Genomic DNA, 26,466 nt, shown 5'->3' on the forward strand with positions numbered 1-26,466 from the left:
TAGCGAAAGAAGGGTGAGAATCCCTTCCACCGAATGCCTAAGGTTTCCTGAGGAAGGCTCGTCCGCTCAGGGTTAGTCAGGACCTAAGCTGAGGCCGAAAGGCGTAGGCGATGGACAACAGGTTGATATTCCTGTACCACCTATTCATCGTTTGAACGATGGGGGGACGCAGGAGGATAGGGTAAGCGCGCTGTTGGATATGCGCGTCCAAGCAGTTAGGCCGGAAACGAGGCAAATCCCGTTTCCATGAAGGCGGAGCTGTGATGGCGAGGGAAATATAGTACCGAAGTTCCTGATTCCACACTGCCAAGAAAAGCCTCTAGTGAGATGAAGGGTGCCTGTACCGCAAACCGACACAGGTAGGCGAGGAGAGAATCCTAAGGTGTTCGAGAGAACTCTCGTTAAGGAACTCGGCAAAATGACCCCGTAACTTCGGGAGAAGGGGTGCTTTTTAGGGTGAATAGCCCGGAAAAGCCGCAGTGAATAGGCCCAGGCGACTGTTTAGCAAAAACACAGGTCTCTGCGAAGCCGCAAGGCGAAGTATAGGGGCTGACACCTGCCCGGTGCTGGAAGGTTAAGGGGAGAGGTTAGCGCAAGCGAAGCTTTGAACCGAAGCCCCAGTAAACGGCGGCCGTAACTATAACGGTCCTAAGGTAGCGAAATTCCTTGTCGGGTAAGTTCCGACCCGCACGAAAGGTGTAACGATCTGGGCACTGTCTCAACGAGAGACTCGGTGAAATTATAGTACCTGTGAAGATGCAGGTTACCCGCGACAGGACGGAAAGACCCCGTGGAGCTTTACTGCAGCCTGATATTGAATTTTGGTACAGCTTGTACAGGATAGGTAGGAGCCTGAGAAGCCGGAGCGCCAGCTTCGGTGGAGGCGTCGGTGGGATACTACCCTGGCTGTATTGAAATTCTAACCCGCGCCCCTGATCGGGGCGGGAGACAGTGTCAGGTGGGCAGTTTGACTGGGGCGGTCGCCTCCTAAAGAGTAACGGAGGCGCCCAAAGGTTCCCTCAGAATGGTTGGAAATCATTCGCAGAGTGTAAAGGCACAAGGGAGCTTGACTGCGAGACCTACAAGTCGAGCAGGGACGAAAGTCGGGCTTAGTGATCCGGTGGTTCCGCATGGAAGGGCCATCGCTCAACGGATAAAAGCTACCCCGGGGATAACAGGCTTATCTCCCCCAAGAGTCCACATCGACGGGGAGGTTTGGCACCTCGATGTCGGCTCATCGCATCCTGGGGCTGTAGTCGGTCCCAAGGGTTGGGCTGTTCGCCCATTAAAGCGGTACGCGAGCTGGGTTCAGAACGTCGTGAGACAGTTCGGTCCCTATCCGTCGTGGGCGCAGGAAATTTGAGAGGAGCTGTCCTTAGTACGAGAGGACCGGGATGGACGCACCGCTGGTGTACCAGTTGTCTTGCCAAAGGCATAGCTGGGTAGCTACGTGCGGACGGGATAAGTGCTGAAAGCATCTAAGCATGAAGCCCCCCTCAAGATGAGATTTCCCATAGCGCAAGCTAGTAAGATCCCTGAAAGATGATCAGGTTGATAGGTCTGAGGTGGAAGCGTGGTGACACGTGCAGCTGACAGATACTAATCGTTCGAGGACTTAACCAAAATGACGCCTGATATGTGCTTCTTCTATTATCTAGTTTTGAAAGAACAAAAAAGTTCTTGTAATTTGCTTAAAAAGATATTATAATAGATAATGTCCTTACAAGTGAATTGATGTCTGGCAATGATGGCGAAGAGGTCACACCCGTTCCCATTCCGAACACGGAAGTTAAGCTCTTCAGCGCCGATGGTAGTTGGGGGTTCTCCTCCTGTGAGAGTAGGACGTTGCCAGGCTAAATCTTCTAAGATGTACATCAGGGGTTTCAGGAAACATTATACTATTCCGCAGTAGCTCAGTGGTAGAGCATTCGGCTGTTAACCGAACGGTCGTAGGTTCGAGTCCTACCTGCGGAGCCATGCTTCCATAGCTCAGCAGGTAGAGCACTTCCATGGTAAGGAAGAGGTCAGCGGTTCGAGCCCGCTTGGGAGCTTCCTAGTACACATCATGCATCGGCCCGTTGGTCAAGCGGTTAAGACACCGCCCTTTCACGGCGGTAACACGGGTTCGAATCCCGTACGGGTCACCATTATATCGGAGGATTAGCTCAGCTGGGAGAGCATCTGCCTTACAAGCAGAGGGTCGGCGGTTCGATCCCGTCATCCTCCACCATTTTTTAAAAACTTAATAGATTTATACCATCTTAAAAATGCCGGTGTAGCTCAATTGGTAGAGCAACTGACTTGTAATCAGTAGGTTGGGGGTTCAAGTCCTCTTGCCGGCACCACTTTACGGAGGGGTAGCGAAGTGGCTAAACGCGGCGGACTGTAAATCCGCTCCTTTGGGTTCGGCAGTTCGAATCTGCCCCCCTCCACCATTCTAATAAAAAACATTGTGGATGAGTTATATTTTCCTTCGAGTCGGGGATTATATGATTACCACCTATTTTTTTGTAAAATACTTTATTGGGCTATAGCCAAGCGGTAAGGCAACGGACTTTGACTCCGTCATGCGTTGGTTCGAATCCAGCTAGCCCAGCCATTCATGAGCCATTAGCTCAGTCGGTAGAGCATCTGACTTTTAATCAGAGGGTCGAAGGTTCGAATCCTTCATGGCTCACTCTTTTGCGGAAGTAGTTCAGTGGTAGAATACAACCTTGCCAAGGTTGGGGTCGCGGGTTCGAATCCCGTCTTCCGCTCCAGAGAACTGCATGCATACATAAAAATATGGGGCCTTAGCTCAGCTGGGAGAGCGCCTGCCTTGCACGCAGGAGGTCAGCGGTTCGATCCCGCTAGGCTCCACCATCTAACTACATACATAATTATTCGTCTTTGATTGTATAATCAAAGGCTTTTTTTATGTTCTTTTCCTATGACTTTACAAGCCGGTTTTATATCGCTTCAATCGGAATGAACCTTGTAAATAGGGGTTAGTTTTTAAGGGGATTAGCGGACTTTGGGTGTGAGGTGTCATTGCAGGAGATTTTATACTCGGTTAATGGAGACCTTCTATATAAAATGAAACAGTAACCGGGGGTTACTGTTTTTTAGTTATGCGATAATATTGATTTATGAGCTGATCTAGTTCTGTGCTTGCCTTAACCACTTGGGTGTCGATTCTGGAGGAAGATAAAGCCAAATGAATCATACGCTGTCTGCATTCTTCTATATGGTGTAAAAGCTGTTTTGCAGTCATTTCAGCTGTTCCCCGCTTTCACATTCAATTTTTCTCTATATATCCCTTTTTGGCAGAATTTAAACAGGTTTCTTCTATTTTTGTTAAAATTATTTATATCCTTTTTTGAAACCTATATATGGCTGAATTCGTAAGTATCTTATAGCCGCATGAGCGGGGGTAAAAAACCAAATGGAAGCAATCATAAAAAAAAGAATTAAACAGGTTCTAAAAGGTGATCAAAATGCATTCAGTGAAATCGTAGAGCTGTATAAAGACCGCGTCTATCAGCTTTGCTACAGAATGCTTGGCAATAGCCATGAAGCGGAAGATATGGCACAAGAGGCATTTTTGAGAGCCTATATCAATATTCGGAGCTTTCATATTCAAATGAAATTTTCGACCTGGCTATACAGGATTGCTACCAATCTGTGCATCGACCGGATTCGCAAAAAAAAGCCGGATTATTTTTTGGACGCGGAAGTTGCAGGCACAGAAGGGCTGGATTTATACTCGCAGATTGCTTCAGAAAGCAGCAATCCTGAAGAAGAACTCGAATCTATGGAATTGCGGAAAACGATTCAGGAAGAGATTTTAAAACTTCCGGAGAAATATCGGTCTGCCATTGTTCTGAAGTATATTGAAGAATTATCACTTAAGGAAATCAGCGAGATTCTGGATCTGCCGGTTGGAACTGTAAAAACCAGGATTCACCGGGGCCGTGAAGCTTTGAGAAAACAGCTGGGCCATTTATAAAAAGAAGGTGAAAATGATGAGTTGCCACAATGAGTTCTTAGAATACATGCATGAATATCTTGATGAGGAAATCTCTGATGAAAGAGAGGGGCAGCTAAGGGAGCATTTGCAAACCTGTTCTGAATGCCGTTTGCATTTTCATGAATTAAAAAAGGCTGAAGCTTTGGTTCAGGGGCTGCCAAGCAGGAGGGCTCCGGCTCATTTTACTGATAGGGTTATGGCAAACCTTCCTAAAGAGAAGAAAAATGCAGGTGCAAGGCGCTGGCTGAAAAATCATCCTTTTATCACAGCGGCTTCCCTCTTTATTCTATTAATGGCTGGATCTGTTATCTCCATCTGGAATCAGGATCCACATTTTTCGGTATCCAAAAAGTCTAATATAGTAGTGGAGAGAAACACGGTAATTGTTCCTAAAGGGAAAACGGTGAATGGAGATATCGTGGTGCAGAATGGCGATATTCGGATCGAAGGGAAAGTAAAAGGGAATGTGACAGTAATCAATGGCCATGAATACCTGGCTTCGGCAGGAAGCGTCACAGGAGAAATTGAGATGGTCAATAAGATATTCGATTGGCTATGGTTTAAAATGAAAAACGCTGGAAAAGCGGTTTTCCAGGTAGGTGGGCCGTAAATGGTATCATTCAGGTCTCCAGGTCAGGTAGGACAGACAGGCTATGCCATAAGGCGGCCTGCCCGGTTTTGTCCCTTTCTGACGGGAGGCTTTTTTGAATTAATCAAAAAAGAGGTCTACAATATTTAGAAGTGCGGACAGAAAAATGGTATACTGTTTAGGTTATATTAAAAATCTATGGCTATGGAGTATTTACCGACTGGAGGAAGTAACATGTCATTATCCAACTTTTCCTTCTTGGATTATGTAGTGAATTTAATTGATATTCTCCTTGTTTGGTTTGTGATATATAAACTGCTTGTCGTTATTCGGGGAACAAAGGCTGTTCAGCTCTTAAAAGGGATATTCGTCATCGTAATTGTCCGTGCCTTGAGCAGCCTGATCGGCCTGAATACACTAGGGTGGTTAATGGAACAAGTTATGACTTGGGGAGTCCTTGCTATTATCATCATTTTTCAGCCTGAGCTGCGGAGGGCGCTTGAGCAGCTTGGAAGAGGAAAGCTGTTTGTAAGAAGCACCGGCCAGGAAGAAGATGAGCAAGACCGGCTAGTGGAAGCAATCGTTAAGGCAACTGCCTATATGGCAAAACGGAGAATCGGTGCATTGATTTCCATCGAGAAGGAAACTGGACTGAGTGATTACATAGAAACCGGAATCCCGCTTGGATCACAAATTTCTTCTGAACTCTTAATCAATATATTCATTCCCAATACACCGCTTCATGATGGTGCCGTTATCCTGCAGAATAACCAGGTGGCTGCAGCAGCCTGTTATCTGCCTTTATCCGAAAGCCCGTTCATATCAAAGGAGCTTGGGACGAGGCATCGTGCGGCAATGGGCATCAGTGAGGTGACCGATTGTATCACGGTTGTTGTATCAGAAGAAACGGGCGGCGTTTCTTTAACGAAAAATGGCGAACTGTATCGCGAATTAGACCAGAATACCTTCAGGAACATGCTGCAAAAAGAATTGGTCCTGGATAATAAATTGGCTTCCTCAACGTTATGGAACTGGAGGGGGAAGAAAAATGGATAAATTCATGAACAGCAGCTGGTTCACAAAAATTGTGGCGCTCGCTTTAACTGTCCTGTTATTTACTTCCGTTAACTTTACACCTGGAACCGGAAAAAAATCCCTCGGTTTTAACACACCGGGAGAGACTGGCACGGAAACAATTAAAAATGTGCCCGTGGAAGTGTATTACGATCGCGATAACCTTGTCGTGACGGGTGCACCGAAGTCAGTGGGTGTTACCTTAAAAGGGGTAAAAAGCTTATTAATTTCGGCGAAAAACCAAAGGGAATTCAAGGTATACATCGATTTGTCGGATCCTGAGATCGCTATGGGCGAAAAAAAGGTGCCATTAAAAATCAGGGATATAAATGAAAAGCTGACAGCATCAGTAAATCCTGAATATACTACGGTGAAAATTCAAGAAAAGGTGACAAAAGAGTTTTCAGTCGATCCGGAGTATAATAGGTCGCTTATTGAGGATGGATATACAGCAGATAAGCCAGCTGTCAGTCCGCAAACCGTTAAAATAACCGGCGCAAAAGATATTATCGACCAAATTGCCTATGTGAAAGCCACAATGGCACTTTCGGGCAGGGTCAATGAGACGGTTCACCGCCAGGCTATGGTGCGGGCGCTTGACAGGGATTTGAACAAGCTCAATGTATCGATAGAGCCATCCGTTGTGGATGTTTCCCTGAACGTGAATATCCCTTCTAAAACAGTAAAGCTCGTACCTGTTCAAACCGGCACACCTAAAGACACTGTCAGCATTAAAAGCATGGCCGTTTTCCCTAAGAATGTTACTTTGTACGGAAAGCAATCGGTTTTAGATTCCATACATGGAGTAAGCGTTCCGGTAGATGTGTCCAACATAGATAACAGTAAAGAGGTGGAATTGCCTATTACTGTTCCAGATGGTGTGAAAAAAATGTCACTGGGTACAGCGACGGTGAAAATCCAGACAGAGAAGGTACAGCCGGCTGACAAAAAAACAGCTGAAACGGAGAAAAAACCGCCTGAAAAGCAAGATGAACAAACAAAAAGTCCAGATACTTCGGCGCAGACAAAAGTTTTCAAAAATCTCGACATTGCTTCATCTGGACTTGCTGATGATGAGGACTTGACTTTCAAATCTCCGAAAGGCGGCAAGATTGATCTGACTTTATCAGGAACCGCCGATGATCTGCAAAAGGTAGAGCCTGATGATATTCAAATCACGGTAGATGCCACAGGCCTTGAAGAAGGAGAGCATGACACAGTCATTCAGGTCAAGGTTCCTGCGAATATTAAATGGGAGCTTCCGGTTAAAACGGCTACGGTCTCCATTACAAAAAAAGATAAAGAAACATAATAATTGCAGCGTAATATATAGGATTATTAGAAAGAAGGAGCGATATTCTATGGGTAAATATTTTGGGACAGACGGAGTAAGAGGGGTTGCAAACAGTGAATTAACCCCAGAGCTTGCCTTTAAGCTTGGCAGATTCGGAGGGTATGTTTTAACGAGAGATATGGAACGCCCTAAGGTCTTGATTGGCCGTGATACCAGGATTTCCGGGTATATGCTTGAGGGAGCTCTTGTAGCAGGACTGCTGTCCATCGGAGCAGAGGTAATGCGTCTTGGTGTTATTTCGACGCCAGGTGTCGCCTATTTGACAAAAGCTTTGAGTGCAGAAGCAGGTGTCATGATTTCTGCTTCTCATAATCCCGTGGCTGACAATGGAATAAAATTCTTCGGACCTGATGGTTTTAAGCTTTCAGATGAACAGGAAAACGAGATCGAACGATTAATGGATATGGAAAAGGATGAACTTCCTCGCCCCGTCGGCGGAGACCTTGGCCATATGAATGATTATTTCGAAGGAGGCCAAAAGTACCTTCAGTATCTTAAGCAGACGGTTGATGAAGATTTCACCGGCATTCATATAGCTTTAGACTGTGCGCATGGTGCGACTTCTTCACTGGCGACACATTTGTTTGCCGACCTTGATGCAGATATTTCTACAATGGGAGCATCACCAAATGGGTTGAATATAAATGAAGGCGTTGGTTCAACTCATCCTGAAGCTTTGGCTGCCTTCTTAAAAGAAAAAGGAGCAAGCGTAGGCCTTGCTTTTGACGGTGACGGAGACCGCATGATTGCCATCGATGAAAATGGAGACATTGTGGATGGCGACCAGATCATGTACATTTGCGCCCGTTACATGAAAGAAAATAACCGCCTGAAACAAGGAACTGTCGTTTCAACAGTCATGAGCAACCTGGGATTCTATAAAGGGCTCGACCAGCATGGGATCCAAAGTGTGCAAACAGCTGTAGGAGACAGATATGTTGTGGAAGAGATGAAAAAAGGCGGCTATAACTTGGGCGGAGAACAGTCCGGGCACATTATTTTCCTTGATTATAATACAACGGGTGATGGCCTCCTGTCCGGCCTGCAGCTGGTGAATATTATGAATCAAACAAAAAAGCCGCTGTCAGAATTGGCGGCTGAGATGAAGAAATATCCTCAGACACTTGTAAACATCAGAGTGACAGACAAACATGCTGTCACACAAAATGAAAAGGTCCATCAGGTCATCACAGAGGTAGAAGCTGAAATGAACGGAAACGGAAGAATTCTGGTCCGCCCTTCAGGTACAGAACCTCTAGTGCGTGTTATGGCAGAAGCGCCTGACGCCGGGCAATGCCGCCACTATGTGGACAGAATAGCAGCAGTCGTAAAAGAAGAAATGGGTTTAAACGAATAAACTGATAGGTATGCATAAGGGGAACGCTTTTTCTTCTTATGCATATTTTTATATCAGGAGTCTTTATCCTTATCCTAAAGCCTGGTCCGTTTAGATTTAATCATAGTTGACGAAGCGGCCTGTTATAGGGTATGATTATTCTGTTTTTCGGATCTTCCGATAAACAGCAGACATTAAAATGAAGGGCGGGCAGTGATGGCAGTGTAATACTAAAAGCGCCAGGACTAAGCCGGAACGGAAGCGGTTTAGTTGACGAGGTGGAGGTTTATCGAAAGTTCGGCGGATGCCTCCCGGCTGAACGTGCACAGCCGCAGGAATTTTTATCTTAAAACAGCGGGGCAACCTGCTGCACAAAGGATAAGAAATGCACATCTAAAAAAATATGAGATAAGGGGGCAAGGCTGCCCCTGGGCATTCTTGTTCCCCGATCATCGGCTGGAGGAGCAATTACTATGTGCGGTATCGTTGGATATATTGGTAATAATGACGCGAAGGAAATTTTATTAAAAGGTCTTGAAAAGCTTGAATACAGAGGCTATGATTCTGCAGGAATCGCCGTTATAGATAATACAGGAGTACAGGTTTATAAAGAAAAAGGACGGATTGCGGACCTTCGTGCGGTAGTTAATGAAAATGTTACGACACATACAGGCATTGGCCATACTCGCTGGGCAACTCACGGTGTGCCAAGCGTTTCAAATGCACACCCGCACCAAAGCACTTCTGGACGCTTAACACTTGTTCATAATGGTGTAATCGAAAACTACAATCAGCTGAAGCGTGAGTATCTTGGAGATGTCACTTTTAAAAGCGAAACAGATACAGAAGTTGTGGTTCAGCTGATCGAAAAGTTTGTAAATGACGGTTTGGATGTGGAAGAAGCATTCCGCAAAACGCTAAAGCTTGTTAAAGGATCCTATGCATTGGCTTTATTGGATAACCAAAACAATGAAACCATTTTTGTAGCTAAAAATAAAAGCCCGCTGCTTGTAGGTGTCGGTGAAGACTTTAATGTCGTAGCATCTGATGCAATGGCTATGATACACGTAACTAATCAATTCCTGGAGCTAATGGATAAGGAAATGGTTATCGTAACAAAAGAACATGTATCCATACAGACACTGGATGGCCAGGCAGTTATCCGTGAGCCGTATACAGCTGAACTGGATGCAAGTGATATTGAAAAAGGCACGTACCCTCACTATATGCTCAAGGAAATCGATGAGCAGCCATTAGTGACTCGAAAAATCATTCAGGCGTACCAAAATGAACAGGGCAAGCTTGCAATCGATTATAACATTGCTGAAGCAGTGAGCGAAGCAGACCGGATTTATATCGTGGCATGCGGAACAAGCTACCATGCAGGGCTGATCGGCAAACAGTTGTTTGAAAACATGGCTAAAATTCCGGTTGAAGTACATGTTGCTTCGGAATTCACATACAATATGCCGCTGCTTTCAGAAAAACCGCTGTTCATTTTTATTTCACAAAGCGGAGAAACAGCAGACAGCCGCGCCGTGCTTGTAGCTGTTAAGGAGCTTGGCCACAAGGCGCTGACAATCACCAATGTACCTGGGTCAACATTGTCCCGTGAAGCTGATTTCACTTTGCTTTTGCATGCAGGTCCAGAAATTGCAGTTGCCTCTACAAAGGCTTATACAGCTCAAATTGCAGTTCTAGCCATCCTGGCTGATGTAACGGCTCAGTTCCGCGGCATGACTGTAGATTTTGATTTGGTTAAAGAACTTGGTATTGCAGCTACTGTCATGGAAGCTCTTTGTGATTCAAAAGAAGAAATGGAACAAATCGCACGCGAATATCTGTCTGTAACTCGCAATTGCTTCTTTATCGGTCGTTCTGTTGACCATTATGTGGGCCTTGAAGGTGCTCTTAAGCTTAAGGAAATCTCATATATCCAGGCAGAAGGATTTGCAGGAGGAGAACTGAAACATGGTACGATCGCTTTAATTGAGGATGGTACACCAGTTATTGCTCTTGCTACACAAGAAGCTGTCAATCTAAGCATCCGCGGCAATGTGAAAGAAGTCGCAGCCCGCGGTGCTAATACGTGCATTATTTCCATGAAGGGCCTTGAAGAAGAAGATGACCGCTTTGTCATCCCTCAAATACATGCCCTGTTAACACCTCTTATCTCTGTAGTGCCAATGCAGCTGATTGCTTACTATGCAGCTCTTCACCGCGGATGTGACGTGGATAAACCGCGTAATCTTGCGAAAAGTGTTACTGTGGAGTAAGAATTCATAAATGAAAAAAAGGGGGCTTCCAATGTGGAAGCTCCCTTTTTTTCTGGTAATTGGCTATTTATAAGTCGTGTTATTGTCCTATGTAAACTGGCCGGCAGCCAAATATCTATTCATGGACAAATTACATATATTAAAGAGAAAGCTGTTTTTGATTATATTTTGCGTTAAATTCTTCATCTGATTTGCATAGATAAATAATGCCTTCGATGAGTCCTATGATTCCGGGAATTCCTGTCCAGCAGAACACTAAATATAAAATCCCCATCCCGATTTTTCCTAAGTAAAATTTGTGTACCCCGAAATTACCCAGTAAAATTCCTAATACGCCTGCAGCTACTTTGCTTTTCATTGTCATCCTCCATTAAATTAAGAAATTAAAATTGCTATATACCCTATCTACCACTATAATGAATTTTTTCAAACATTTGTATATATTTATAATTTGTTTATTTTCCTGTTAATATAGTCTTCCGCTTATGAAATTGTTTCATGTGAAACATCCAAGATGCTTAACTGTATATTAAGAGCGCTGTAAGGTACAATTTTAAATTATTAGTATGTTCATCTGCTGCAATAAAAGAAAGGATGAGAATATGATTGTTATCTCTAGTATCGCTCAGGATAAAATCAGAGAAATGAAAGAAGAAATGGATGAAGATATTATCTTAAAGTATGGGGTGAAGTCTGCATGCTGCAATGAATTAAATTATGCTTTAAGTTTATCCAAAAAAAATAAGGATGATAGGATTTTCGAATTTCCGGGATTTAAAGTGGCGGTTCACCCTGCGGATATTCGCTATATAACGGATACGAAAATAGAATACAGCGAAGAGGGTGATGGAGGTTTTTATATAAGCAGCCGCCATCCTCTGGTATCTCAATTGATTTAAATGTGGGTTTAATCCGAATGCCGCAGTCCGAGAAATATGCGGCAGGGCAATTTCAATCTCTATATGAAATATAATAAAGAAGCAGGTCCCATGTGATTATGCTAAGAGTGCCAGTAATTCATTTACTGGTCTTTTTTTGTTCAAGCCTTATTCTCTTTGTTGCAGCAGCTTTGGCAATAATTATCCCTGCAGAGTATCTTTTGATGTTCCATTTTTACCCTGAAAAATTCTTAAGGGTTTTGGTTTTTGTGATGATTACTGTAAAGGCGAATTCTAACTATTAAAAGAGACACCTGCTGTCTCTTTTTTTTGGATTCTATACCCGAAAATCGGGGCAGCATACATCCTTTTTTTTCTACATAACTTTTCCTCAGGCTGTAAACAATAATGTAATGTATAAATACTGCGGGGAGGAAGCTGAACATGGTGAGAAAAGTAGCAAAGAGGTCCAATAACAGCATCCCCGTCCAGAAAAGAGATAGTTCAAGTCTTTCGATAAAGCTTGGGACTGATATAGAAAAAAATATTGAATTGATAAAAGCTGAACTGGGACACAGTTCGGATTTGGCTGTCAGAATCATGAAAAACAGGGATACAGCATTGACTCATTTTGCTGTTTTTCATATTGAGGGGATTTCAAGCGCAAAGAATATCTCTGAACAGATTATGGAACCCTTAATAAAATTATCGCAAACACATGAATTGCCTTCTTTACTTGATGTGGCTGACATGCTAAGCGTACCGAATCTCACAGAAACGGAAGATATCAAGGATTTGATTCCCTCTCTGGTGAGCGGCAATACGGTCATTTTTTTAAAAGATTCTTCTTCAGCCTTAGTTGCATCGACAGCAGAGGTGAAAAAACGGGCAATAGAAGAATCTACTACACAAACCGTGATCCGAGGGCCAAAGGATAGTTTTACAGAAGACAACAGGGTCAATACTTCCCTTGTGCGCATGCGGGTCAAAAACCCAAGTTTGCGGCTGAAAGCCTTGGTAATTGGCACGCTGACTCAAACGAAGGTGGAGTACATGTACCTAGATGGAATTATTGAGCCTTCTATTATAAAAGAACTTGAAAAAAGGCTGAAACAAATCCAGGCAGATCAGATTTTGGATTCCAGCTACATCGAAAAATTTTTGCAGGATCATCCAGAGTCAATTTTTCCAACATTGTTAAGCACAGAGAGGCCGGATTCTGTCGCTGCCAACCTTTTAGAAGGAAAATTTGCCATATTCGTTGAAGGCTCGCCGTTTATTCTGATTGGGCCGGTTACATTTTTTCAATATTTCCAGTCACCTGAGGATTATTACTTAAGTAAATATATCAGTTCCTTTATAAGGATTTTAAGATTTATTTCATTTTTTCTTACCTTGTATACACCTGCCCTTTATATTGCACTTGTTTCCCACCATTTGGGGCTTATTCCGACAGTTCTTGTTATCAGTCTGGCAGCTCAAAGGGAGGGTGTCCCATTTCCGCTCATTATTGAAGCTATCATCATGGAATTTGCCTTTGAAATCATGCGTGAGGCAGGTGTACGGATGCCCCGTGCTGTAGGAAATACTATTTCCATTGTGGGGGCAATTATTATTGGCCAGGCAGCCGTGGAGGCGGGATTTGTGTCTGCTGCAACGGTTATTATTGTATCAATTACGGCTATCGCCAGTTTCACGCTGCCTTATTACAATATATCCAATACGGGCCGGATTTTAAGATTTTCGCTGCTCTTAGCAGGAGCTTATATTGGTTTGTACGGACTATTGCTCGTAACCCTTGCAATTGCCGCTCACCTTTGCAGTTTAAGAAGCTTTGGTATGCCATATTTTTCCCCTTTTGCACCAGTAAGGCTCAATAAACAAAAAGATACGCTTATTAATCTTACGGTCACTCAGTCTCCAATCCGAAAAGAGGAAAATACAGGGGGGGATTCCCAGTGAGAAGGACAATTATTATTGTGTCCATGTTTGCCCTCCTGCTCGGCGGCTGCTCCAGCTACAGTGAGCTTAATAAAACAGCGGTCATTGTAGGCTTGGGAATCGATTATGATTCTAAAGAAAAGCTGTATGATGTAACATTCCAGGCAATCAATCCTACTGAAAAATCAACCTCGGCCTCTGCGGGAAGAGCATTGCCGGTAGTTGTTTTCAGTTCAAAGGGTAAAACAATCAGCGAAGCGGCTAGGAACTCCACTGAGCGATTTTCAAGGAAAAATGATTATTCCCATATTGCGATCATTATGATAGGGGAAGAACTGGCCCGAAAAGCAGGCATAAATTATCTATTCGATGTTTTTGAACGTGACGGCAGGATTAGAGTGAATGTCCCGCTAATGATTGCAAAAAAGGAAAAAGCAAAAAAAGTGATGAATATTCTTCCAAGCATTGAAGACCCGGCGGCATCATTAGAAAGTAAGCTGAAAAACAGCGCACAGCTTCTGGGTGAAACCTCATATACCAAAATTTATCAGGTTATCGAAGCGCTAGGTTCAAATGGAGAGGATCCGGTAATCTCGGGGATCGGCATATCAGGAAATGTGGAGCAGGGATTAACCAAGAAAAACTATGAAAAGCTGTTTTATACCCATACCCAATTAAATGGATTAGGAATGTTTAAAAAAGGAAAATTAATTGGATGGATAGAAGGAAATAAAGCAAAATCCGTCCAAATCATCAAAAATACGATAAAAGGCAGCAATTTAAGCTTGCATTGCAGTAAAAATCAATATACCTCTCTTCAGCTGAAAAACTCAAAAAGCAAGGCAAAAGTGGTCATGAGAAATAATAAACCGGTTATCACTGTTGATGTAAGGGCAAGCGGAATCATAGACGAAAGCCTCTGCAACAGGAACATATCCAGTCTGTCAGGGATACAAAGTTTTGAAAAAGAAGCCAGCTCAGATTACGGGAAGCTGATCCGAGACGGAATTGCCTATGCCCAGGATTATCAGTGTGATGTATTTGGCTTTGGAGAAATGCTGAGAAAATCAAATTTAAAAGAGTGGCAGAAAGTCCAGGGTAATTGGGAAAAGATATTTCCAAAAGCAGAGGTTCAGGTAACCGTAAACTTTAAAATCGAGGGAACCAGCATGAGAGTGCAGCCATACCCATTTTAATGAGAGGAAGGTAAGCATTGTGGGAAAAATAAAAATAAGCTACTTTCAGCTATTTTGTTTAATGTTTCTGTTTGAAATGGGAAGTTCCGTGCTTTTCAGCATCGCTGGAGCAGCAAAACAGGATGCGTGGCTTGTTGTTCTCATATCAATGGTTCCGGGGTGTGTGCTGATTGGTTTATACCTGAAAATGCATCAGATGTTTCCTGGTCTTTCTCTAACAGGATATGTGCAAAAAATATTTGGCACCAGCATTGGCCGCATCATTGGTTTTTTATATGTCATTTACTTTATTTATATAGCTTCGAGACTGCTGCGAGATTTTAGTGAATTACTAGTGATTTCAGCATATCAGGAAACCACATTGATAGTTATTGGAACAACCATGCTGCTGTGTCTGATTTATACATTGTTTAAAGGGCTGGAGGTGTTTTCGAGATTAACTGAACTATGCTTATATGTTATAATACCTACCTTTTTATTCATTGTTTTGCTTCAGGCTGCCAGCGGGCTGATTGTATGGAAGAACCTCACACCGATATTGGAATATGGCTGGAAACCCGTATTGAAAGAGGCATTTCCGAAAACTATTACCGTTCCTTTTGGAGAGCTAATAGTTTTTACAATGGTGTTTCCTCTTCTTGAGAATGTAAAGAAAACCATAAAAACTGCTTTTATTTCAGTTATATTCAGCGGCCTGTTTTTGTCCCTGATAACGGCATTAACGATTGCTGTTATCGGTCCGAGTGTGCGGTATCGATCTGCCTTTCCCATTTTGACTGCGGTCAGCTATATTGATATTGGAGGCTTTATTCAGCGTCTTGATGCGCTGGTTATTGTCAGCATTATCATTGTCGGCTTTATAAAAATATTTCTATTTTTTTATTGCGCGGTGAAAGGAAGCATGGAAATTTTTCAGGTGAAAGAGCCTCGAACCCTGATATTTCCAATCAGCTTTATTATTTTGATGGGCTCGATATTTATAGCTCCCAATTATATCGAGCATATAAAAGAGGGTCTCACATATGTGCCGTTTTATCTTCATATTCCGTTTCAGATTGTTCTTCCGGCTTTTATTTTACTCATAGCATGGCTAAAACAATTATTTGCAAAAAAGCCGCAAAAGACATAAGTCTACTGCGGCTTTTTTGTTTTTTTGGCCATCGTTCTCGAGGAATGGAACCAAAGAAGAAGGAAGATGATTAGTAAAACTATTTCTTCTTTGGAAAATTTTATTGACATAACGTGAACATAATCAAGCATGTAGCCCAGATTGCCCTGCAGAATATCAAGCAGGAAAATCAGGGAAAAAGTAAAGGTGAATAACAGAATAAAAATGATGAGGCTTTTCATTTACATGCTCCTTATTAATGTCCTTGGATTTATTTTACGCAAAGGAAGGTAATATTAACAAAAAAACAGACCCGCATTAACGGCCTGTTTTTTTATTAATATTCTTTTCTTTTAGATAAACAGCGATGTCACTCCAAGATGTATGATCGAGTCTGCGCCGCTATTTACTCCCCTCATTCGGAGCATTATTCTTCATTTAAACTCATTTATCATGATTGGCAAGGCAGCTGTCACACTCGACCCGGTAAGATTCGGCTTGTTCGGTCATGTGCTCTCCACATTCCGGACAGGTTTTCGGCGGCAGGTTCCTGAAAAATTCCATTGGATTTTTAGTTTGCATTTTAACTCCTCCTTTTTATAGTACAGATTATTGAATTTGTTTTATTGTTATAATACAGTATATACCCCAACAAACAAAAAGTATAGCCATTTGTCTAAAAATTTAAAAAATAATAATCAGGGTCTGTCCCCATGAATAAATGCGGCTTTCTATCGCATTATTGTTTGAATAACAATTCATTAAGGGTATTGGCTAAGTATGAGCAATGTGAAGTTAAAAAAATGGAGGTTTCCCTGTGACAAAAGCGATGATTATCATAAATCCTTCATCAGGAAAAGAAAAAGCAAAATCACTTCTTCCGCAGGCAGAAGACCTGCTTGGGAGTTTATATGATGAAATAGTTGTTAGTGAAACAAAAGGCGAGGGTGATGCCACCCGTTTTGCGGAGGATGCATGCAGGAATCATTTTGATGCCGTGGTTTCAATGGGCGGAGACGGAACGGTAAATGAAACGGTAAATGGACTTGCAGAAAAGGAGCACCAGCCGGATTTTGGCATTATCCCACTCGGGACGGTAAATGATTTTGCAAGGGCCATCGGTATACCTTTGGATCCTGAAGAGGCCCTGCAGCTGATTTCTCTCAAAAAAACCGTGCCGGCGGATATAGGTAAGGTGAATGAGCGCCACTTTATGAATGTCCTTGCAGTAGGGGCGATAGCTGAAGCCACAAGCAATGTAAGTGCGGTCCAAAAAACAAAAATGGGTTCACTGGCTTATTTTGTTGAAGGTGTGAAGACACTGATTAATAAAACGCCTTTTACGCTTACTATCGAGCATGACCATGGAAGCTGGACAGGGAAAACCTATTTGATGCTCGCTGCCATGACAAATTCCGTTGGCGGATTTGAAAAGCTGGCACCCCATGCAGAAGTGGATGATGGAAAAATGCATATCTTCATTATAAAAGATATATCACTGCCGAGTATCCTGAAAATCCTGCCTAAGCTAATGCGCGGCGAACTGAAGGAGCATAAGCAAGTGGAATATATCCGTTCTTCATCTATTGCTGTAACGGCATCAGAGGAGCTTATTGTCAATGTTGATGGAGATGAGGGAGAGCCCTTGCCGTTTCAAGCCAAGGTTTTGAGGAAGCATCTGAATTTTTTTGTACCGGATTTTAAGGAGATTTCCTCCAAAGGAGAAAAGTAAAGAGGCAGCGTGGTTCTGCCAGGCAGCGAAAAAGGGACATGAAAATGTGTCTCTTTTTTTGCGTGTGATATCCATAAAATGCAATAAAATGGATCCATCTGTAAAATTCCGCAAGAAAAATATGATTTGGCAGAAGTTCTTTATCCATTTTTTTAAAATAATTTGTTATAATATTTGTTTGTAAGACAATCATGTATGTATATAACAAAAGCCTTGTACGTTATATCTTGCAAATATAAATGAATAGGTGGTAACAAAAAAATGGAAAAGTATAAAGTATTGCTATATTACTATTATACGCCAATTGAAGATCCTGAGGTATTTGCAGCAGAGCATCTTGCTTACTGTAAAGAATTAGGCTTGAAAGGACGTATCCTAGTAGCTGCTGAAGGAATTAATGGAACTGTATCTGGAACAATTGAACAAACAGAACAGTACATGGAAATGATGAAAAACAAACCTGGTTTTTCAGATATCATATTTAAAATAGATGAAGCAGATATGCACGCATTTAAAAAAATGCATGTGCGCCCAAGAAAAGAGCTGGTAACACTTCGACTGGAAGATGACATCAATCCGAATGAAGTGACAGGAAAATATCTAAGCCCAAAAGAATTTTTCGACAGCATGCAGGATGAAGATACCATTGTCCTAGATGCCAGAAATGATTATGAATATGACCTGGGCCATTTCAGGGGTGCTGTTAAACCCGATATTAAAACATTCCGGGAGCTTCCGCAGTGGGTCCGTGAAAATAAAGAAATGCTTGAAGGTAAAAAGATTTTAACGTACTGCACAGGAGGCATCCGCTGTGAAAAATTCTCCGGATGGCTCGTAAAAGAAGGCTTCGAGGATGTAGGACAGCTGCATGGCGGAATTGTGACATACGGAAAAGATCCGGAAGTCCAAGGAGAGCTTTGGGATGGACAATGCTACGTATTTGATGAAAGAATTTCCGTTCCTGTTAATCAAAAGGAGCATGTAGTGGTCGGCCGTGACTATTTCACAGGCGAGCCTTCTGAGCGCTATGTTAATTGTGCAAACCCTTCATGCAATAGACAAATTATTTGTACTGAAGAAAATGAGCATAAGCACCTGCGTGGATGCTCTCATGAATGCCGCACAACACCACGCAACCTATATGTTAAAGAGCATAATTTAACAGAAGAAGAAGTAGAAGAAAGACTTCGCAAGTTAGGCGAGGAAACTGTTTCTGCATAATAAAAAAACACTTTTAGATTCTGGAAGAGAGTCTAAAAGTGTTTTTTTATGGAGATTTAATAATAGTAATAACAAAAAAATCATTACTTGACGTAATTAACATATAATTATATACTTAGTTACAAAAAGTAAGTTACTTGGAGGTATTTATATTGAATTCTTTATTTTTAGCTCATGGTTCACCAATGCTGGCGCTAGAGGATAATGAATATACAAAAACCCTTAATGCGATTGGAAAAAGACTGAATCCTAAGGCTGTAGTCATTTTTACCGCACATTGGGAAAGCGAGATTCCGGAAATCACATTTACGGATGGTGAATATGAAACCATTTATGATTTTTATGGATTTCCTGAAGAATTGTATGCTGTTTCTTATCCCGCAAAAGGATCTAAGGAAATTGCTTTAAAGGTAAGGGATAGCCTCAGCTCTAACGGCATAGCCTCCAAGCTGGATAGTACGAGGGGATTGGACCATGGATCATGGACACTTCTTTCGCACCTATTTCCTCAGGCAGATGTGCCTGTTGTCCAGATCTCTATTAACCCCGCACTTGATGCTAAAGGCCAGTTTAAGATCGGTGAAGCCCTCAGAATGTTAGGTGAGGAGGAAATATTAGTAATCGGAAGCGGAGTAACCGTCCATAACCTGAGGATTGTGAAATGGGGGCAAAAACATCCGGAAGAATGGGCAGTGGAATTTGATAATTGGCTGATTGAAAAAATACATGATAAAGATTATTCCGCTCTATTCAATTGGGAAACTCAGGCTCCCCATGCAAGGCTGGCGGTGCCTAGAGAAGAACACTTTGTTCCGCTATTTATTGCAATGGGCAGCGGAAGTGAAAAGAAAACAGGAAAAGTGGTTTATCGGGATTACGAATTTGGGAATTTAAGCTATCTATGCCTGGAATTTTAAAAAGAAGGATATGGCCCAAGTGAATGGAAGCGAGTGCCTATATTTATTACAGTATTCGCAATCTTATTCCATGAGATTATTATATTATATGTCAACGAGGGTTTCTAACAGTGCAGGATAGTTTAACCGCATTGGACTGGCATGTTTCTTGGCTTGTTTGCAGTTTTCTCTTTGTAAAACTATCAGCTTACTTTAGAGGGAACGGCCATATGGCTGGATGGTAAATGGATCTGGCGCTGCTGGGTATGAGTCTATCGCATTGTATTAAAACCAATGACTAAGAAAAGAAGCTGAACAGCAGCATAGATTAAAATGTGCCATCAGCTTCTAATTTAAGATATGGTATTACTAATGCGTCTTAAATAATCTGTTTTCCTGTCTGCGAAAGCGCAAAGTATATGCCGTGCTGCAAAGTCTGGAAGCAATTGAATTGAGCCAGGTTATAATCTGTCTGGGCTATGGTCATTCCTAGCTCAGCTGAGATGCCGACAAGAATGGTTTCCGTACCTATTAAAGCTGCCGCGGAAGCCAGTTTGTTAATAAAGCCGACAGTGTATCCATCAATGTGCTTGTCCAGTCCGGTTAAATCAAGAACAAGATAATTAGCTTTGTAAGCAGGAAGATTGTACAGCGTCTTCACAGTCAATTCCTCAGAACGAAATTCGTCGTATTTTCCAAGAAGCGGAACAACTACAATGCCGTCAAGCACCGGAATGATTGGAGATGATATCTCCTTGACTAGTTCTGACAGCTCTCTGGTTCTTTCATTCACCGTTTGTTCCAAGCTTCTGATACGCTCTGCTTCTGCTTTTCTTGCCAAATCATGTATGTTTTGCTGTACGGTTCTTTCAGATGGAAAGAATTCATAAATGAACTGTTTATTATTATTTTCAAAGGAGGTCCTTACCTCCTTGTACCATATGCCTGTTTCTAATAAGCCGGTCAATAGGCCTGAAAAATGTCCTGGAATAAACGTTCCATGCTGGGCTTTGCCCTGTGCTTTATTAATTTTGGACTCCCAGCTGTTTTCAATCGTAATCGTTGCCGTTTTCTTCTCCTGATTCATTTCAATGATATTAATTTTTCCCCAGCCTGCCGAAGCATAGGTATTGGGTACCATTGAAGCCACTTCCTCTATAGTTAATTTTTGGCTTTTGTAATATTCGCCTACTGTGATTCCCTGACGGTAGCCTGTAGTTTCTAAAACCACGCTTGCGGCATCATTTCCGGAAATTTCTTCAATGGTATCAAAAAATGATTTCATGGCAGATGAAATCCAGAACAAAACAGCATCATCATTTTCATATTGAAAGACGCCCTTTTCCAAATCCCACCCGAATTTCAGACCGCCAACGTTCACATTCAGATTGCTTTCAGTGCTCATAATAATCTCCTTTACCACCAAGTGAAAATGTTCTTTTTCTCTTTTATTAACAAAGCAAAAGTGAAAAGGCAATGATCTTAAATTTTATATAATGCTGACTATTTCTTTATCTTATACTTAAAAGGGTATAATAAACTAAGGATATCACATTTGTTTTTAAATACGGACAATCCTGCTTTCTATATAGAAAAAGGGCTCCCGATTAAAAGAAAGGAGGCAGCTGCCCTTGGAAACCTTTTTAGCAGTACTTATTCTTCTTGCTCTTATAGGGTTATCGAACTTTATCAACCACTTTATTCCCATAATTCCTGTCCCTCTCATCCAAATAGCGCTGGGAGGCATGCTGGCAGTTTTGCCTGCAGGCATCCACCTGCCGCTTAATCCCGAATTGTTTTTTGTTTTGTTTATTGCTCCTTTGCTCTTTTATGATGGGAAAAATGTTCCGAGAGCTGACTTATGGAAGCTTCGGTCGCCCATTTTGCTTCTAGCTTTAGGGCTGGTTTTTCTAACAGTTATTGTTATGGGCTATATCATCTACTGGCTGATTCCGTCCATCCCGCTGCCGGCAGCTTTTGCTCTTGCCGCCATTCTTTCCCCGACAGATGCAGTTGCCGTGAGTGCAATTTCCGAAAGAGTCAAGATGCCAAAAATCATCATGAGGATATTAGAGGGCGAGGCTTTAATGAACGATGCTTCCGGTCTTGTGGCGTTTAAATTTGCAGTGGCAGCGACCGTCACTGGTGTCTTTTCCATTGCAGAAGCCACCTTTAGCTTCTTTATTATTGCAATAGGCGGACTCGTTATTGGTGCCGTTCTTGCTTTTTTAATTTTAAGGCTCCGGACATTCATAAGACGGTTAGGCATGGAGGATGTTACCATACACATGCTGATCCATATCCTGACTCCTTTTATAATTTATCTGGTTACAGAGGAAATTGGAGTTTCCGGAATTCTTGGTGTGGTTGCAGCTGGCATCGTTCACGCCATTGAGCGTGACCGGGATGAATCTCCCACGGTTAAGCTGCAGGTCGTTTCTGTCAGCACATGGACTGTTTTATCGTTTATATTGAATGGTCTTGTATTTATGCTTCTTGGGGTGCAGGTTCCCCATGTTTTGAAGGTTATTATTTCAGATCCTGCTTTTAATAATATGAAGGTTTTCAGTTATGTCGCTATCATTACCTTGCTTTTGATTGCTTTGCGCTTTATCTGGGTGACTGTGATTATTCTCATATCGCCTAAATTAAACATACACATGCCAGGTATGGGAATGAAATCAGCCTTAACCCTGTCGTTTGCCGGTGTCCGCGGAGCTGTTACGCTTGCAGGTGCTTTTTCCATTCCTTTCGTTCTTGAAAATGGCAGCAAGTTTCCGCAAAGAGAGCTATTCATCTTTATTTCCGCGGGAGTCATTCTCTTAACACTTATTCTTTCTAGCATTGCTCTTCCGATTCTCGGCAAACAGAAGGAAGACCCATCTTCCAGTGATGCAAGTAAAAAAGAAAATCAGGCTAAAGTTAACATTTATAAGGAAGTTATTCAGTTTATTAAGTTTTTCGAAAACGAAGAAAATCGTGTCGCTGTTTCATCTGTAGTTTCAAAATATACAAGAGCCGTAGAGGAAATTAACTATAGCGGCGTACCGAAAAATCCATTCCATTCCCGTGAGATGGAAGCGGACATCCGTCTTTCGGGACTTCATGCAGAAGAGGAGCTAGTGCGCAAACTAGCAAAAACTGAGGAAATTAAAAAAGAATTGGCTTATCAGTTCCTTCAGAATATCCATTATAAGGAATCAGCAGTCACCAGCAGGCTGAAATACAGGCTCCTCATTACGGTGGTCTTGTCGAAGCGTCTGCTCCATAAACTGTTTTCAAGAAATAGATCTTTCACGGATTGGGGACAAGAGTACCTGGGAAATGCAAGAAAGCTGAAGGTCAGAACTTCGAGAGCTGCCATTGGAGCTATAAAAAAAGGAATTACAGAGGAAAATAAAGAATTTTCTTTATTAGTGATAGCCGAATACAGAACGCTGATTGCAAGACTGAACCATGCTTATTTAAATCAAAAGACAAATGAAGACCTATCGAATATAGAAAGAGAGCTTCATTATAAAGCGATTCAGGCAGAAAGAGATCAGGTTCAATCTTTATTTGAGCATGGTGAAATCACTCGTGAGCTTTCCCATAAAATCCGGCAGCAAATCAACATCAGGGAAGCAGCTCTGATAGATGAAAATAGCTATGAGTAAAATCAGGGTTTCGCAGGCGCGAAACCCTTTGTTTTTATAAATAGGCAAGATTAACATAGCCTTTAAAAAAGCAAACATTCTCGGCTAATCTGGCATGCTTCATCATAAAACAATAAGTAGGGGCTGGTTAGTTGTAGAGGATTAGGGGAAAAAAGAAACGAATGTAAATAAAAGGCGGGTGATGGTTTGTTCATATATAGTGCAGAAGACATCAGAAAAGCAGATGCTTTTACATTGATGGAAATTGCAGGCCGGGAGATTTATCTGGCACTCTCTAAAAAAATCGCAAAAAATCAGGAAATCGCTGTTCTTGCCGGAAAAGGAAACAATGGCGGAGATGGAATTGTACTTGCTCGTTATCTAAAGGAGAATGGGTATTCATGCCGGCTGATGTTTCCTGCCGGGGAGCCGGTATCAGGATATGCCAAAAAGCATTTGAATTACTTTAGAAACAGAGGGTTTGAGATTTCTGAGTTTGAAGGCCATGCCGACGTAATTGTGGATAGCCTCCTTGGAACAGGGACAAAGCTGCCGTTGAGCGGAGATCTGGAAAAGATCATAAACTGGGCAAATGAAGCAAATGCCTGCCGGGTTGCCGTAGACATTCCTTCTGGTACAGAAGCTGACAATGGCAAGACGGGCACGGCGTTCAGGGCAGACATCACATTTACGCTGCACGGGTACAAGCCATCAGCATTTTTGGAGGGCAGCACCGAATACTACGGGGAAGTAAAGGTTCTTGATATTGGTCTTCCCCACGATTCCAAATGGCAGGTATGGACAAAGGAAAAGGCAGCCCAGACATTCAGACAAAGAATGCCGGGGGCACATAAAGGTTCATCTGGCACTGGGTTCCTGATTGCTGGCTCTGATGAAATGCCGGGAAGCGCCATGCTTGCAAGTCTTGGAGCAATGAGGAGTGGAATTGGGAAGCTTGTAGTAGGAACAACACGCTTTGCTTCAGGAATTATTTCTGCAAGAGTCCCAGAGTGCACCTTTGTTCATGATGGCCTGGAAAAGGCTGCGGCAGGGGAACTGCCAAAAGGCATGAAGGCTGCAGCCATCGGACCGGGACTGGATGACCAAGAGAAAATTGAAGATGCGCTGAAGTATTTGCTTGCTGGCAATTTACCGCTGATCCTTGATGCAGGAGCACTGAGAGAACGCAGGTATCCAAGCAGAGAGGCCGAAGTTATTGTGACGCCCCATCCTGGAGAATTCAGCAAAATGACTGGACTCCCTATTGCGGAAATTGGGGCACAACGGCTGGCCTATGCCAGTGATTATGCGAAGAAACATGAAATCATTGTTGTGTTAAAAGGGAGAAATACGGTTATTGCTTATCCGGACGGCTCCCTGATTGTTAATAGAAGCGGAAACGCTGGACTTGCCAAGGGAGGCACGGGCGATACATTGACTGGCATTATCCTTGCCATGATTTCTTCACAGCCTGAAATCAAGACAGCGATTGCAAATGCCGTATACTTCCATGGAGCAAGTGCTGACTTCTGGAGTGAAAATAAAGCGCCTGAAAGCATGCTCGCAACAGATGTTAGCGAGAATATTGCATGTGTGATCAAAAACATTACTACGTAGCAGAGCTGTTTCTGTTTGGAAGCTTTGAGCTTTAGTCTTTAACAATCTTAGGATTAAATCTCAGAAGCTGAACCTAACAAGCAATGACGCATTACTTTTTACAGCAAAACAGCCATTAGAAAAGAAAAATACCCGGATGACATCCCTATGGGAACAGTTATCCGGGTATTTTTTCAGCTTGATTTTTTCTCAGCCATGGTCGAATCTTTTTCATCCTCCGAGGCATCCTTTTTGTCATATGCGCTTATGAGGATGCCGAACAAAGTTCCTGCAATTGCCGGAATGATCCATTCAAGGCCGTATTTGGAGAGGGGAAGGGATTTCCATGCTTCCTGCAAAGGTCCAAGTGTAAGCCCAAATGCAAAGATACCGTCAATCAGTGCAAAGATTCCAGTGAATAAAATGGCACTTCCGTAGACTTTCCTCTTGTTCCGGAAGTATTTGCTGAAAAAGGTTAATGCCACAAGAACGATGGTTAACGGATAGGCGGTGACAAGAAAAGGTACGGAAACCTTCAAAATTTGATCCAGTCCTAAGTTGGATAAGAAAAATCCAACAAGCGTCACCGCTGAAATAATCTGCTTATAGCTGGCCTTGGGAATAAGCTTAGAGAAATACTGCCCGCAGGCCGTTGTTAAGCCGACGACTGTTGTAAAGCAGGCGAGGGTGAAAATAAAACCAAGAAGAGCTTTGCCGCCTTGTCCCAGTAAGAGAACAGAGGCATCGGAAAGCAGCTCGGTGCCATTGTGATAAGAGTGTCCGGCAGCCATTTTAGCGCCGATTTTACCAAGGCTAATATAAACAAATGAAAGCAGGATGCCTGCAATAATGGCAGCTTTTAAGGTATATCTTGATAATTGTTTTCTGTCATCTATTCCTTTTTGGCTGATGGATGTCAGGATAACAATCCCAAATGCGAGGGAAGCAAGTGCATCCATTGTTGAATAGCCTTGAATAAATCCTTTGAATAGCGCCCCGGATTGATAGGCTTCTGCCGGCTGCTGTATTGGTGCATGCAGCTTGAAGAATCCTGCGGCACACAAAACAACCATGGCGATAAGCAAAACCGGAGTGATCCAGCGCCCCATATACTTTTCCATTTTGGAAGGGTTTAAGCTCACCAGATAAACGAGCAAGAAAAAAACAACTGTGAATATAAATAAAAACAGGGAGGAATGCGATTGTCCAGGGAGATAAGATTTCACTCCCATTTCATAGGCAACATTCGCATTTCTTGGAATGGCAAGAAATGGGCCAATACATAAATAAATGACGACCATGAATATGGTGGAGAAGAGCGGGTGTACCCTGTTTCCAATTGTTTGGACGCCGCCCTTTACAAGTGAAACTGCCAGTAATACTGCAAACGGAAGGCCAACTCCTGTCAAAATGAATCCTGTCATTGCCAGCCAAAATGAAGTACCTGACTGTGCACCAAGAAAAGGAGGGAAAATGAGGTTTCCTGCTCCAAAGAACATGGAAAATAGCATAAAACCAATAAATAAGATGTCTAATTTTTTCAACGTACTCTCTCCTTTTAGTCAAAATAAAAAACTCGCCCCCAATAACAGGGACGAGTTTAGCTCGCGTTACCACCCTAATTC

At 42.5% G+C, this 26,466-nt stretch carries 21 protein-coding genes, 10 tRNA genes, 2 rRNA genes and 1 other annotated feature (2 of these 34 only partly in view); of the genes, 27 read left to right on the plus strand and 6 right to left on the minus strand.

Going from position 1 to position 26,466, the window contains the following annotated elements:
* From ACN6MY_RS02890 to ACN6MY_RS02945, 12 genes are all read left to right on the plus strand, one after another.
* Window positions 1–1,623: ribosomal RNA gene (locus ACN6MY_RS02890) — 23S ribosomal RNA — on the plus strand (it extends 1,309 nt beyond the left edge of the window).
* 114 nt (window positions 1,624–1,737) lie between these two features.
* A 5S ribosomal RNA gene (gene rrf / locus ACN6MY_RS02895) occupies window positions 1,738–1,854 on the plus strand.
* A gap of 48 nt (window positions 1,855–1,902) precedes the next feature.
* A tRNA-Asn gene (locus tag ACN6MY_RS02900) sits at window positions 1,903–1,977 on the plus strand.
* 1 nt (window position 1,978) lies between these two features.
* Window positions 1,979–2,051: transfer RNA gene (locus tag ACN6MY_RS02905), tRNA-Thr, on the plus strand.
* Window positions 2,052–2,072: 21 nt separating this feature from the next.
* Window positions 2,073–2,147 (plus strand) — tRNA-Glu (locus ACN6MY_RS02910).
* Window positions 2,148–2,154: 7 nt separating this feature from the next.
* Window positions 2,155–2,230: transfer RNA gene (locus ACN6MY_RS02915), tRNA-Val, on the plus strand.
* Between the two features lie 39 nt (window positions 2,231–2,269).
* Window positions 2,270–2,345 (plus strand) — tRNA-Thr (locus tag ACN6MY_RS02920).
* 6 nt (window positions 2,346–2,351) lie between these two features.
* A tRNA-Tyr gene (locus ACN6MY_RS02925) sits at window positions 2,352–2,435 on the plus strand.
* An 89-nt stretch (window positions 2,436–2,524) separates the two neighbouring features.
* Window positions 2,525–2,599, plus strand: a tRNA-Gln gene (locus ACN6MY_RS02930).
* Between the two features lie 5 nt (window positions 2,600–2,604).
* Window positions 2,605–2,677 (plus strand) — tRNA-Lys (locus ACN6MY_RS02935).
* A 7-nt stretch (window positions 2,678–2,684) separates the two neighbouring features.
* Window positions 2,685–2,759: transfer RNA gene (locus ACN6MY_RS02940), tRNA-Gly, on the plus strand.
* Window positions 2,760–2,786: 27 nt separating this feature from the next.
* Window positions 2,787–2,862, plus strand: a tRNA-Ala gene (locus ACN6MY_RS02945).
* A 232-nt stretch (window positions 2,863–3,094) separates the two neighbouring features.
* Here ACN6MY_RS02945 and ACN6MY_RS02950 read toward each other — a convergent pair.
* Entirely contained in the window at window positions 3,095–3,253 is a 159-nt protein-coding gene (locus ACN6MY_RS02950; protein ID WP_083392198.1) for an aspartyl-phosphate phosphatase Spo0E family protein, read from the minus strand.
* Between the two features lie 171 nt (window positions 3,254–3,424).
* On the opposite strand from ACN6MY_RS02950, the gene sigW reads away from it, so the two are divergent.
* The 6 genes from sigW (at window position 3,425) to glmS (ending at window position 10,638) form a co-directional block, all read left to right on the plus strand.
* On the plus strand, window positions 3,425–3,988 hold the full coding sequence (sigW, locus tag ACN6MY_RS02955) for an RNA polymerase sigma factor SigW (RefSeq protein ID WP_419882675.1): 564 nt from the start codon (window positions 3,425–3,427) through the stop codon (window positions 3,986–3,988).
* Between the two features lie 13 nt (window positions 3,989–4,001).
* Window positions 4,002–4,619 carry a zf-HC2 domain-containing protein gene (locus ACN6MY_RS02960; RefSeq protein WP_419882676.1) on the plus strand — a complete coding sequence of 206 codons (618 nt, stop codon included), beginning with the start codon at window positions 4,002–4,004 and terminating at the stop codon, window positions 4,617–4,619.
* 213 nt (window positions 4,620–4,832) lie between these two features.
* A complete protein-coding gene (gene cdaA / locus ACN6MY_RS02965) occupies window positions 4,833–5,654 on the plus strand; it encodes a diadenylate cyclase CdaA (protein WP_071352232.1) in 822 nt (273 codons plus the stop codon).
* Window positions 5,647–6,984 carry a YbbR-like domain-containing protein gene (locus tag ACN6MY_RS02970; RefSeq protein ID WP_419882677.1) on the plus strand — a complete coding sequence of 446 codons (1,338 nt, stop codon included), beginning with the start codon at window positions 5,647–5,649 and terminating at the stop codon, window positions 6,982–6,984. The genes cdaA and ACN6MY_RS02970 overlap by 8 nt, the downstream gene beginning before the upstream one ends.
* Window positions 6,985–7,033: 49 nt before the next feature.
* Window positions 7,034–8,383, plus strand: a complete 1,350-nt coding sequence (gene glmM, locus ACN6MY_RS02975) for a phosphoglucosamine mutase (RefSeq protein WP_419882678.1) — start codon at window positions 7,034–7,036, stop codon at window positions 8,381–8,383.
* A 452-nt stretch (window positions 8,384–8,835) separates the two neighbouring features.
* Window positions 8,836–10,638 (plus strand): glutamine--fructose-6-phosphate transaminase (isomerizing), encoded by a 1,803-nt coding sequence (glmS, locus tag ACN6MY_RS02980; RefSeq protein WP_419882679.1) that lies wholly within the window; start codon window positions 8,836–8,838, stop codon window positions 10,636–10,638.
* A gap of 139 nt (window positions 10,639–10,777) precedes the next feature.
* On the opposite strand, the gene ACN6MY_RS02985 is transcribed toward glmS, so the two are convergent.
* A complete protein-coding gene (locus ACN6MY_RS02985) occupies window positions 10,778–10,996 on the minus strand; it encodes a TM2 domain-containing protein (protein ID WP_419882680.1) in 219 nt (72 codons plus the stop codon).
* 244 nt (window positions 10,997–11,240) lie between these two features.
* On the opposite strand from ACN6MY_RS02985, the gene ACN6MY_RS02990 reads away from it, so the two are divergent.
* The 4 genes from ACN6MY_RS02990 to ACN6MY_RS03005 all read left to right on the plus strand — a co-directional run bounded on the left by ACN6MY_RS02990 (window position 11,241) and on the right by ACN6MY_RS03005 (window position 15,782).
* On the plus strand, window positions 11,241–11,537 hold the full coding sequence (locus ACN6MY_RS02990) for a HesB/IscA family protein (RefSeq protein ID WP_419882681.1): 297 nt from the start codon (window positions 11,241–11,243) through the stop codon (window positions 11,535–11,537).
* Window positions 11,538–11,960: 423 nt separating this feature from the next.
* Window positions 11,961–13,478, plus strand: a complete 1,518-nt coding sequence (locus ACN6MY_RS02995; RefSeq protein WP_419882682.1) for a spore germination protein — start codon at window positions 11,961–11,963, stop codon at window positions 13,476–13,478.
* Window positions 13,475–14,653: a Ger(x)C family spore germination protein gene (locus ACN6MY_RS03000; RefSeq protein WP_419882683.1), complete on the plus strand. Its 1,179-nt coding sequence runs from the start codon at window positions 13,475–13,477 to the stop codon at window positions 14,651–14,653. Before ACN6MY_RS02995 ends, ACN6MY_RS03000 begins: the two co-directional genes overlap by 4 nt.
* Before the next feature lie 19 nt (window positions 14,654–14,672).
* A complete protein-coding gene (locus tag ACN6MY_RS03005) occupies window positions 14,673–15,782 on the plus strand; it encodes a GerAB/ArcD/ProY family transporter (protein WP_419882684.1) in 1,110 nt (369 codons plus the stop codon).
* 2 nt (window positions 15,783–15,784) lie between these two features.
* Here ACN6MY_RS03005 and ACN6MY_RS03010 read toward each other — a convergent pair whose 3' ends face one another.
* Together ACN6MY_RS03010 and yhfH are read right to left on the minus strand one after the other, a co-directional pair.
* Entirely contained in the window at window positions 15,785–16,003 is a 219-nt protein-coding gene (locus tag ACN6MY_RS03010) for a hypothetical protein (RefSeq protein WP_419882685.1), read from the minus strand.
* Between the two features lie 202 nt (window positions 16,004–16,205).
* Window positions 16,206–16,343, minus strand: coding sequence for a protein YhfH (gene yhfH / locus ACN6MY_RS03015; RefSeq protein ID WP_419882686.1), 138 nt, complete (start codon window positions 16,341–16,343; stop codon window positions 16,206–16,208).
* Between the two features lie 235 nt (window positions 16,344–16,578).
* Here yhfH and ACN6MY_RS03020 point away from each other — a divergent pair, with 235 nt between their 5' ends.
* From ACN6MY_RS03020 to ACN6MY_RS03030, 3 genes are all read left to right on the plus strand, one after another.
* A complete protein-coding gene (locus ACN6MY_RS03020) occupies window positions 16,579–17,493 on the plus strand; it encodes a diacylglycerol/lipid kinase family protein (RefSeq protein WP_419882687.1) in 915 nt (304 codons plus the stop codon).
* Window positions 17,494–17,754: 261 nt separating this feature from the next.
* Complete coding sequence (locus tag ACN6MY_RS03025; RefSeq protein ID WP_419882688.1) at window positions 17,755–18,714, plus strand: rhodanese-related sulfurtransferase; 960 nt, start codon at window positions 17,755–17,757, stop codon at window positions 18,712–18,714.
* 149 nt (window positions 18,715–18,863) lie between these two features.
* A complete protein-coding gene (locus ACN6MY_RS03030) occupies window positions 18,864–19,631 on the plus strand; it encodes a DODA-type extradiol aromatic ring-opening family dioxygenase (protein WP_419884054.1) in 768 nt (255 codons plus the stop codon).
* 358 nt (window positions 19,632–19,989) lie between these two features.
* Here the strand turns inward: ACN6MY_RS03030 and ACN6MY_RS03035 are convergent, their stop codons facing one another.
* Window positions 19,990–21,015, minus strand: coding sequence for an STAS domain-containing protein (locus ACN6MY_RS03035; RefSeq protein ID WP_419882689.1), 1,026 nt, complete (start codon window positions 21,013–21,015; stop codon window positions 19,990–19,992).
* A 226-nt stretch (window positions 21,016–21,241) separates the two neighbouring features.
* On the opposite strand from ACN6MY_RS03035, the gene ACN6MY_RS03040 reads away from it, so the two are divergent.
* Window positions 21,242–23,266 carry a Na+/H+ antiporter gene (locus tag ACN6MY_RS03040; protein ID WP_419882690.1) on the plus strand — a complete coding sequence of 675 codons (2,025 nt, stop codon included), beginning with the start codon at window positions 21,242–21,244 and terminating at the stop codon, window positions 23,264–23,266.
* 186 nt (window positions 23,267–23,452) lie between these two features.
* Window positions 23,453–24,862, plus strand: coding sequence for an NAD(P)H-hydrate dehydratase (locus ACN6MY_RS03045; protein ID WP_419882691.1), 1,410 nt, complete (start codon window positions 23,453–23,455; stop codon window positions 24,860–24,862).
* A gap of 173 nt (window positions 24,863–25,035) precedes the next feature.
* Here the strand turns inward: ACN6MY_RS03045 and brnQ are convergent, their stop codons facing one another.
* Window positions 25,036–26,385 carry a branched-chain amino acid transport system II carrier protein gene (gene brnQ / locus ACN6MY_RS03050; protein ID WP_419882692.1) on the minus strand — a complete coding sequence of 450 codons (1,350 nt, stop codon included), beginning with the start codon at window positions 26,383–26,385 and terminating at the stop codon, window positions 25,036–25,038.
* 43 nt (window positions 26,386–26,428) lie between these two features.
* Window positions 26,429–26,466: a binding site (T-box leader), on the minus strand; it runs 205 nt beyond the window's last position.

The organism is Peribacillus sp. B-H-3, from assembly GCF_048572925.1.
Classification (GTDB): domain Bacteria; phylum Bacillota; class Bacilli; order Bacillales; family DSM-1321; genus Peribacillus.

Bases quoted from the DNA above. Each gene is read 5' to 3' on its own strand.
- ACN6MY_RS02950 (WP_083392198.1), bottom strand. From the start codon at position 3,253: ATGACTGCAAAACAGCTTTTACACCATATAGAAGAATGCAGACAGCGT.
- sigW (WP_419882675.1), top strand. From the start codon at position 3,425: ATGGAAGCAATCATAAAAAAAAGAATTAAACAGGTTCTAAAAGGTGAT.
- ACN6MY_RS02960 (WP_419882676.1), top strand. From the start codon at position 4,002: ATGATGAGTTGCCACAATGAGTTCTTAGAATACATGCATGAATATCTT.
- cdaA (WP_071352232.1), top strand. From the start codon at position 4,833: ATGTCATTATCCAACTTTTCCTTCTTGGATTATGTAGTGAATTTAATT.
- ACN6MY_RS02970 (WP_419882677.1), top strand. From the start codon at position 5,647: ATGGATAAATTCATGAACAGCAGCTGGTTCACAAAAATTGTGGCGCTC.
- glmM (WP_419882678.1), top strand. From the start codon at position 7,034: ATGGGTAAATATTTTGGGACAGACGGAGTAAGAGGGGTTGCAAACAGT.
- glmS (WP_419882679.1), top strand. From the start codon at position 8,836: ATGTGCGGTATCGTTGGATATATTGGTAATAATGACGCGAAGGAAATT.
- ACN6MY_RS02985 (WP_419882680.1), bottom strand. From the start codon at position 10,996: ATGAAAAGCAAAGTAGCTGCAGGCGTATTAGGAATTTTACTGGGTAAT.
- ACN6MY_RS02990 (WP_419882681.1), top strand. From the start codon at position 11,241: ATGATTGTTATCTCTAGTATCGCTCAGGATAAAATCAGAGAAATGAAA.
- ACN6MY_RS02995 (WP_419882682.1), top strand. From the start codon at position 11,961: ATGGTGAGAAAAGTAGCAAAGAGGTCCAATAACAGCATCCCCGTCCAG.
- ACN6MY_RS03010 (WP_419882685.1), bottom strand. From the start codon at position 16,003: ATGAAAAGCCTCATCATTTTTATTCTGTTATTCACCTTTACTTTTTCC.
- yhfH (WP_419882686.1), bottom strand. From the start codon at position 16,343: ATGCAAACTAAAAATCCAATGGAATTTTTCAGGAACCTGCCGCCGAAA.
- ACN6MY_RS03025 (WP_419882688.1), top strand. From the start codon at position 17,755: ATGGAAAAGTATAAAGTATTGCTATATTACTATTATACGCCAATTGAA.
- ACN6MY_RS03035 (WP_419882689.1), bottom strand. From the start codon at position 21,015: ATGAGCACTGAAAGCAATCTGAATGTGAACGTTGGCGGTCTGAAATTC.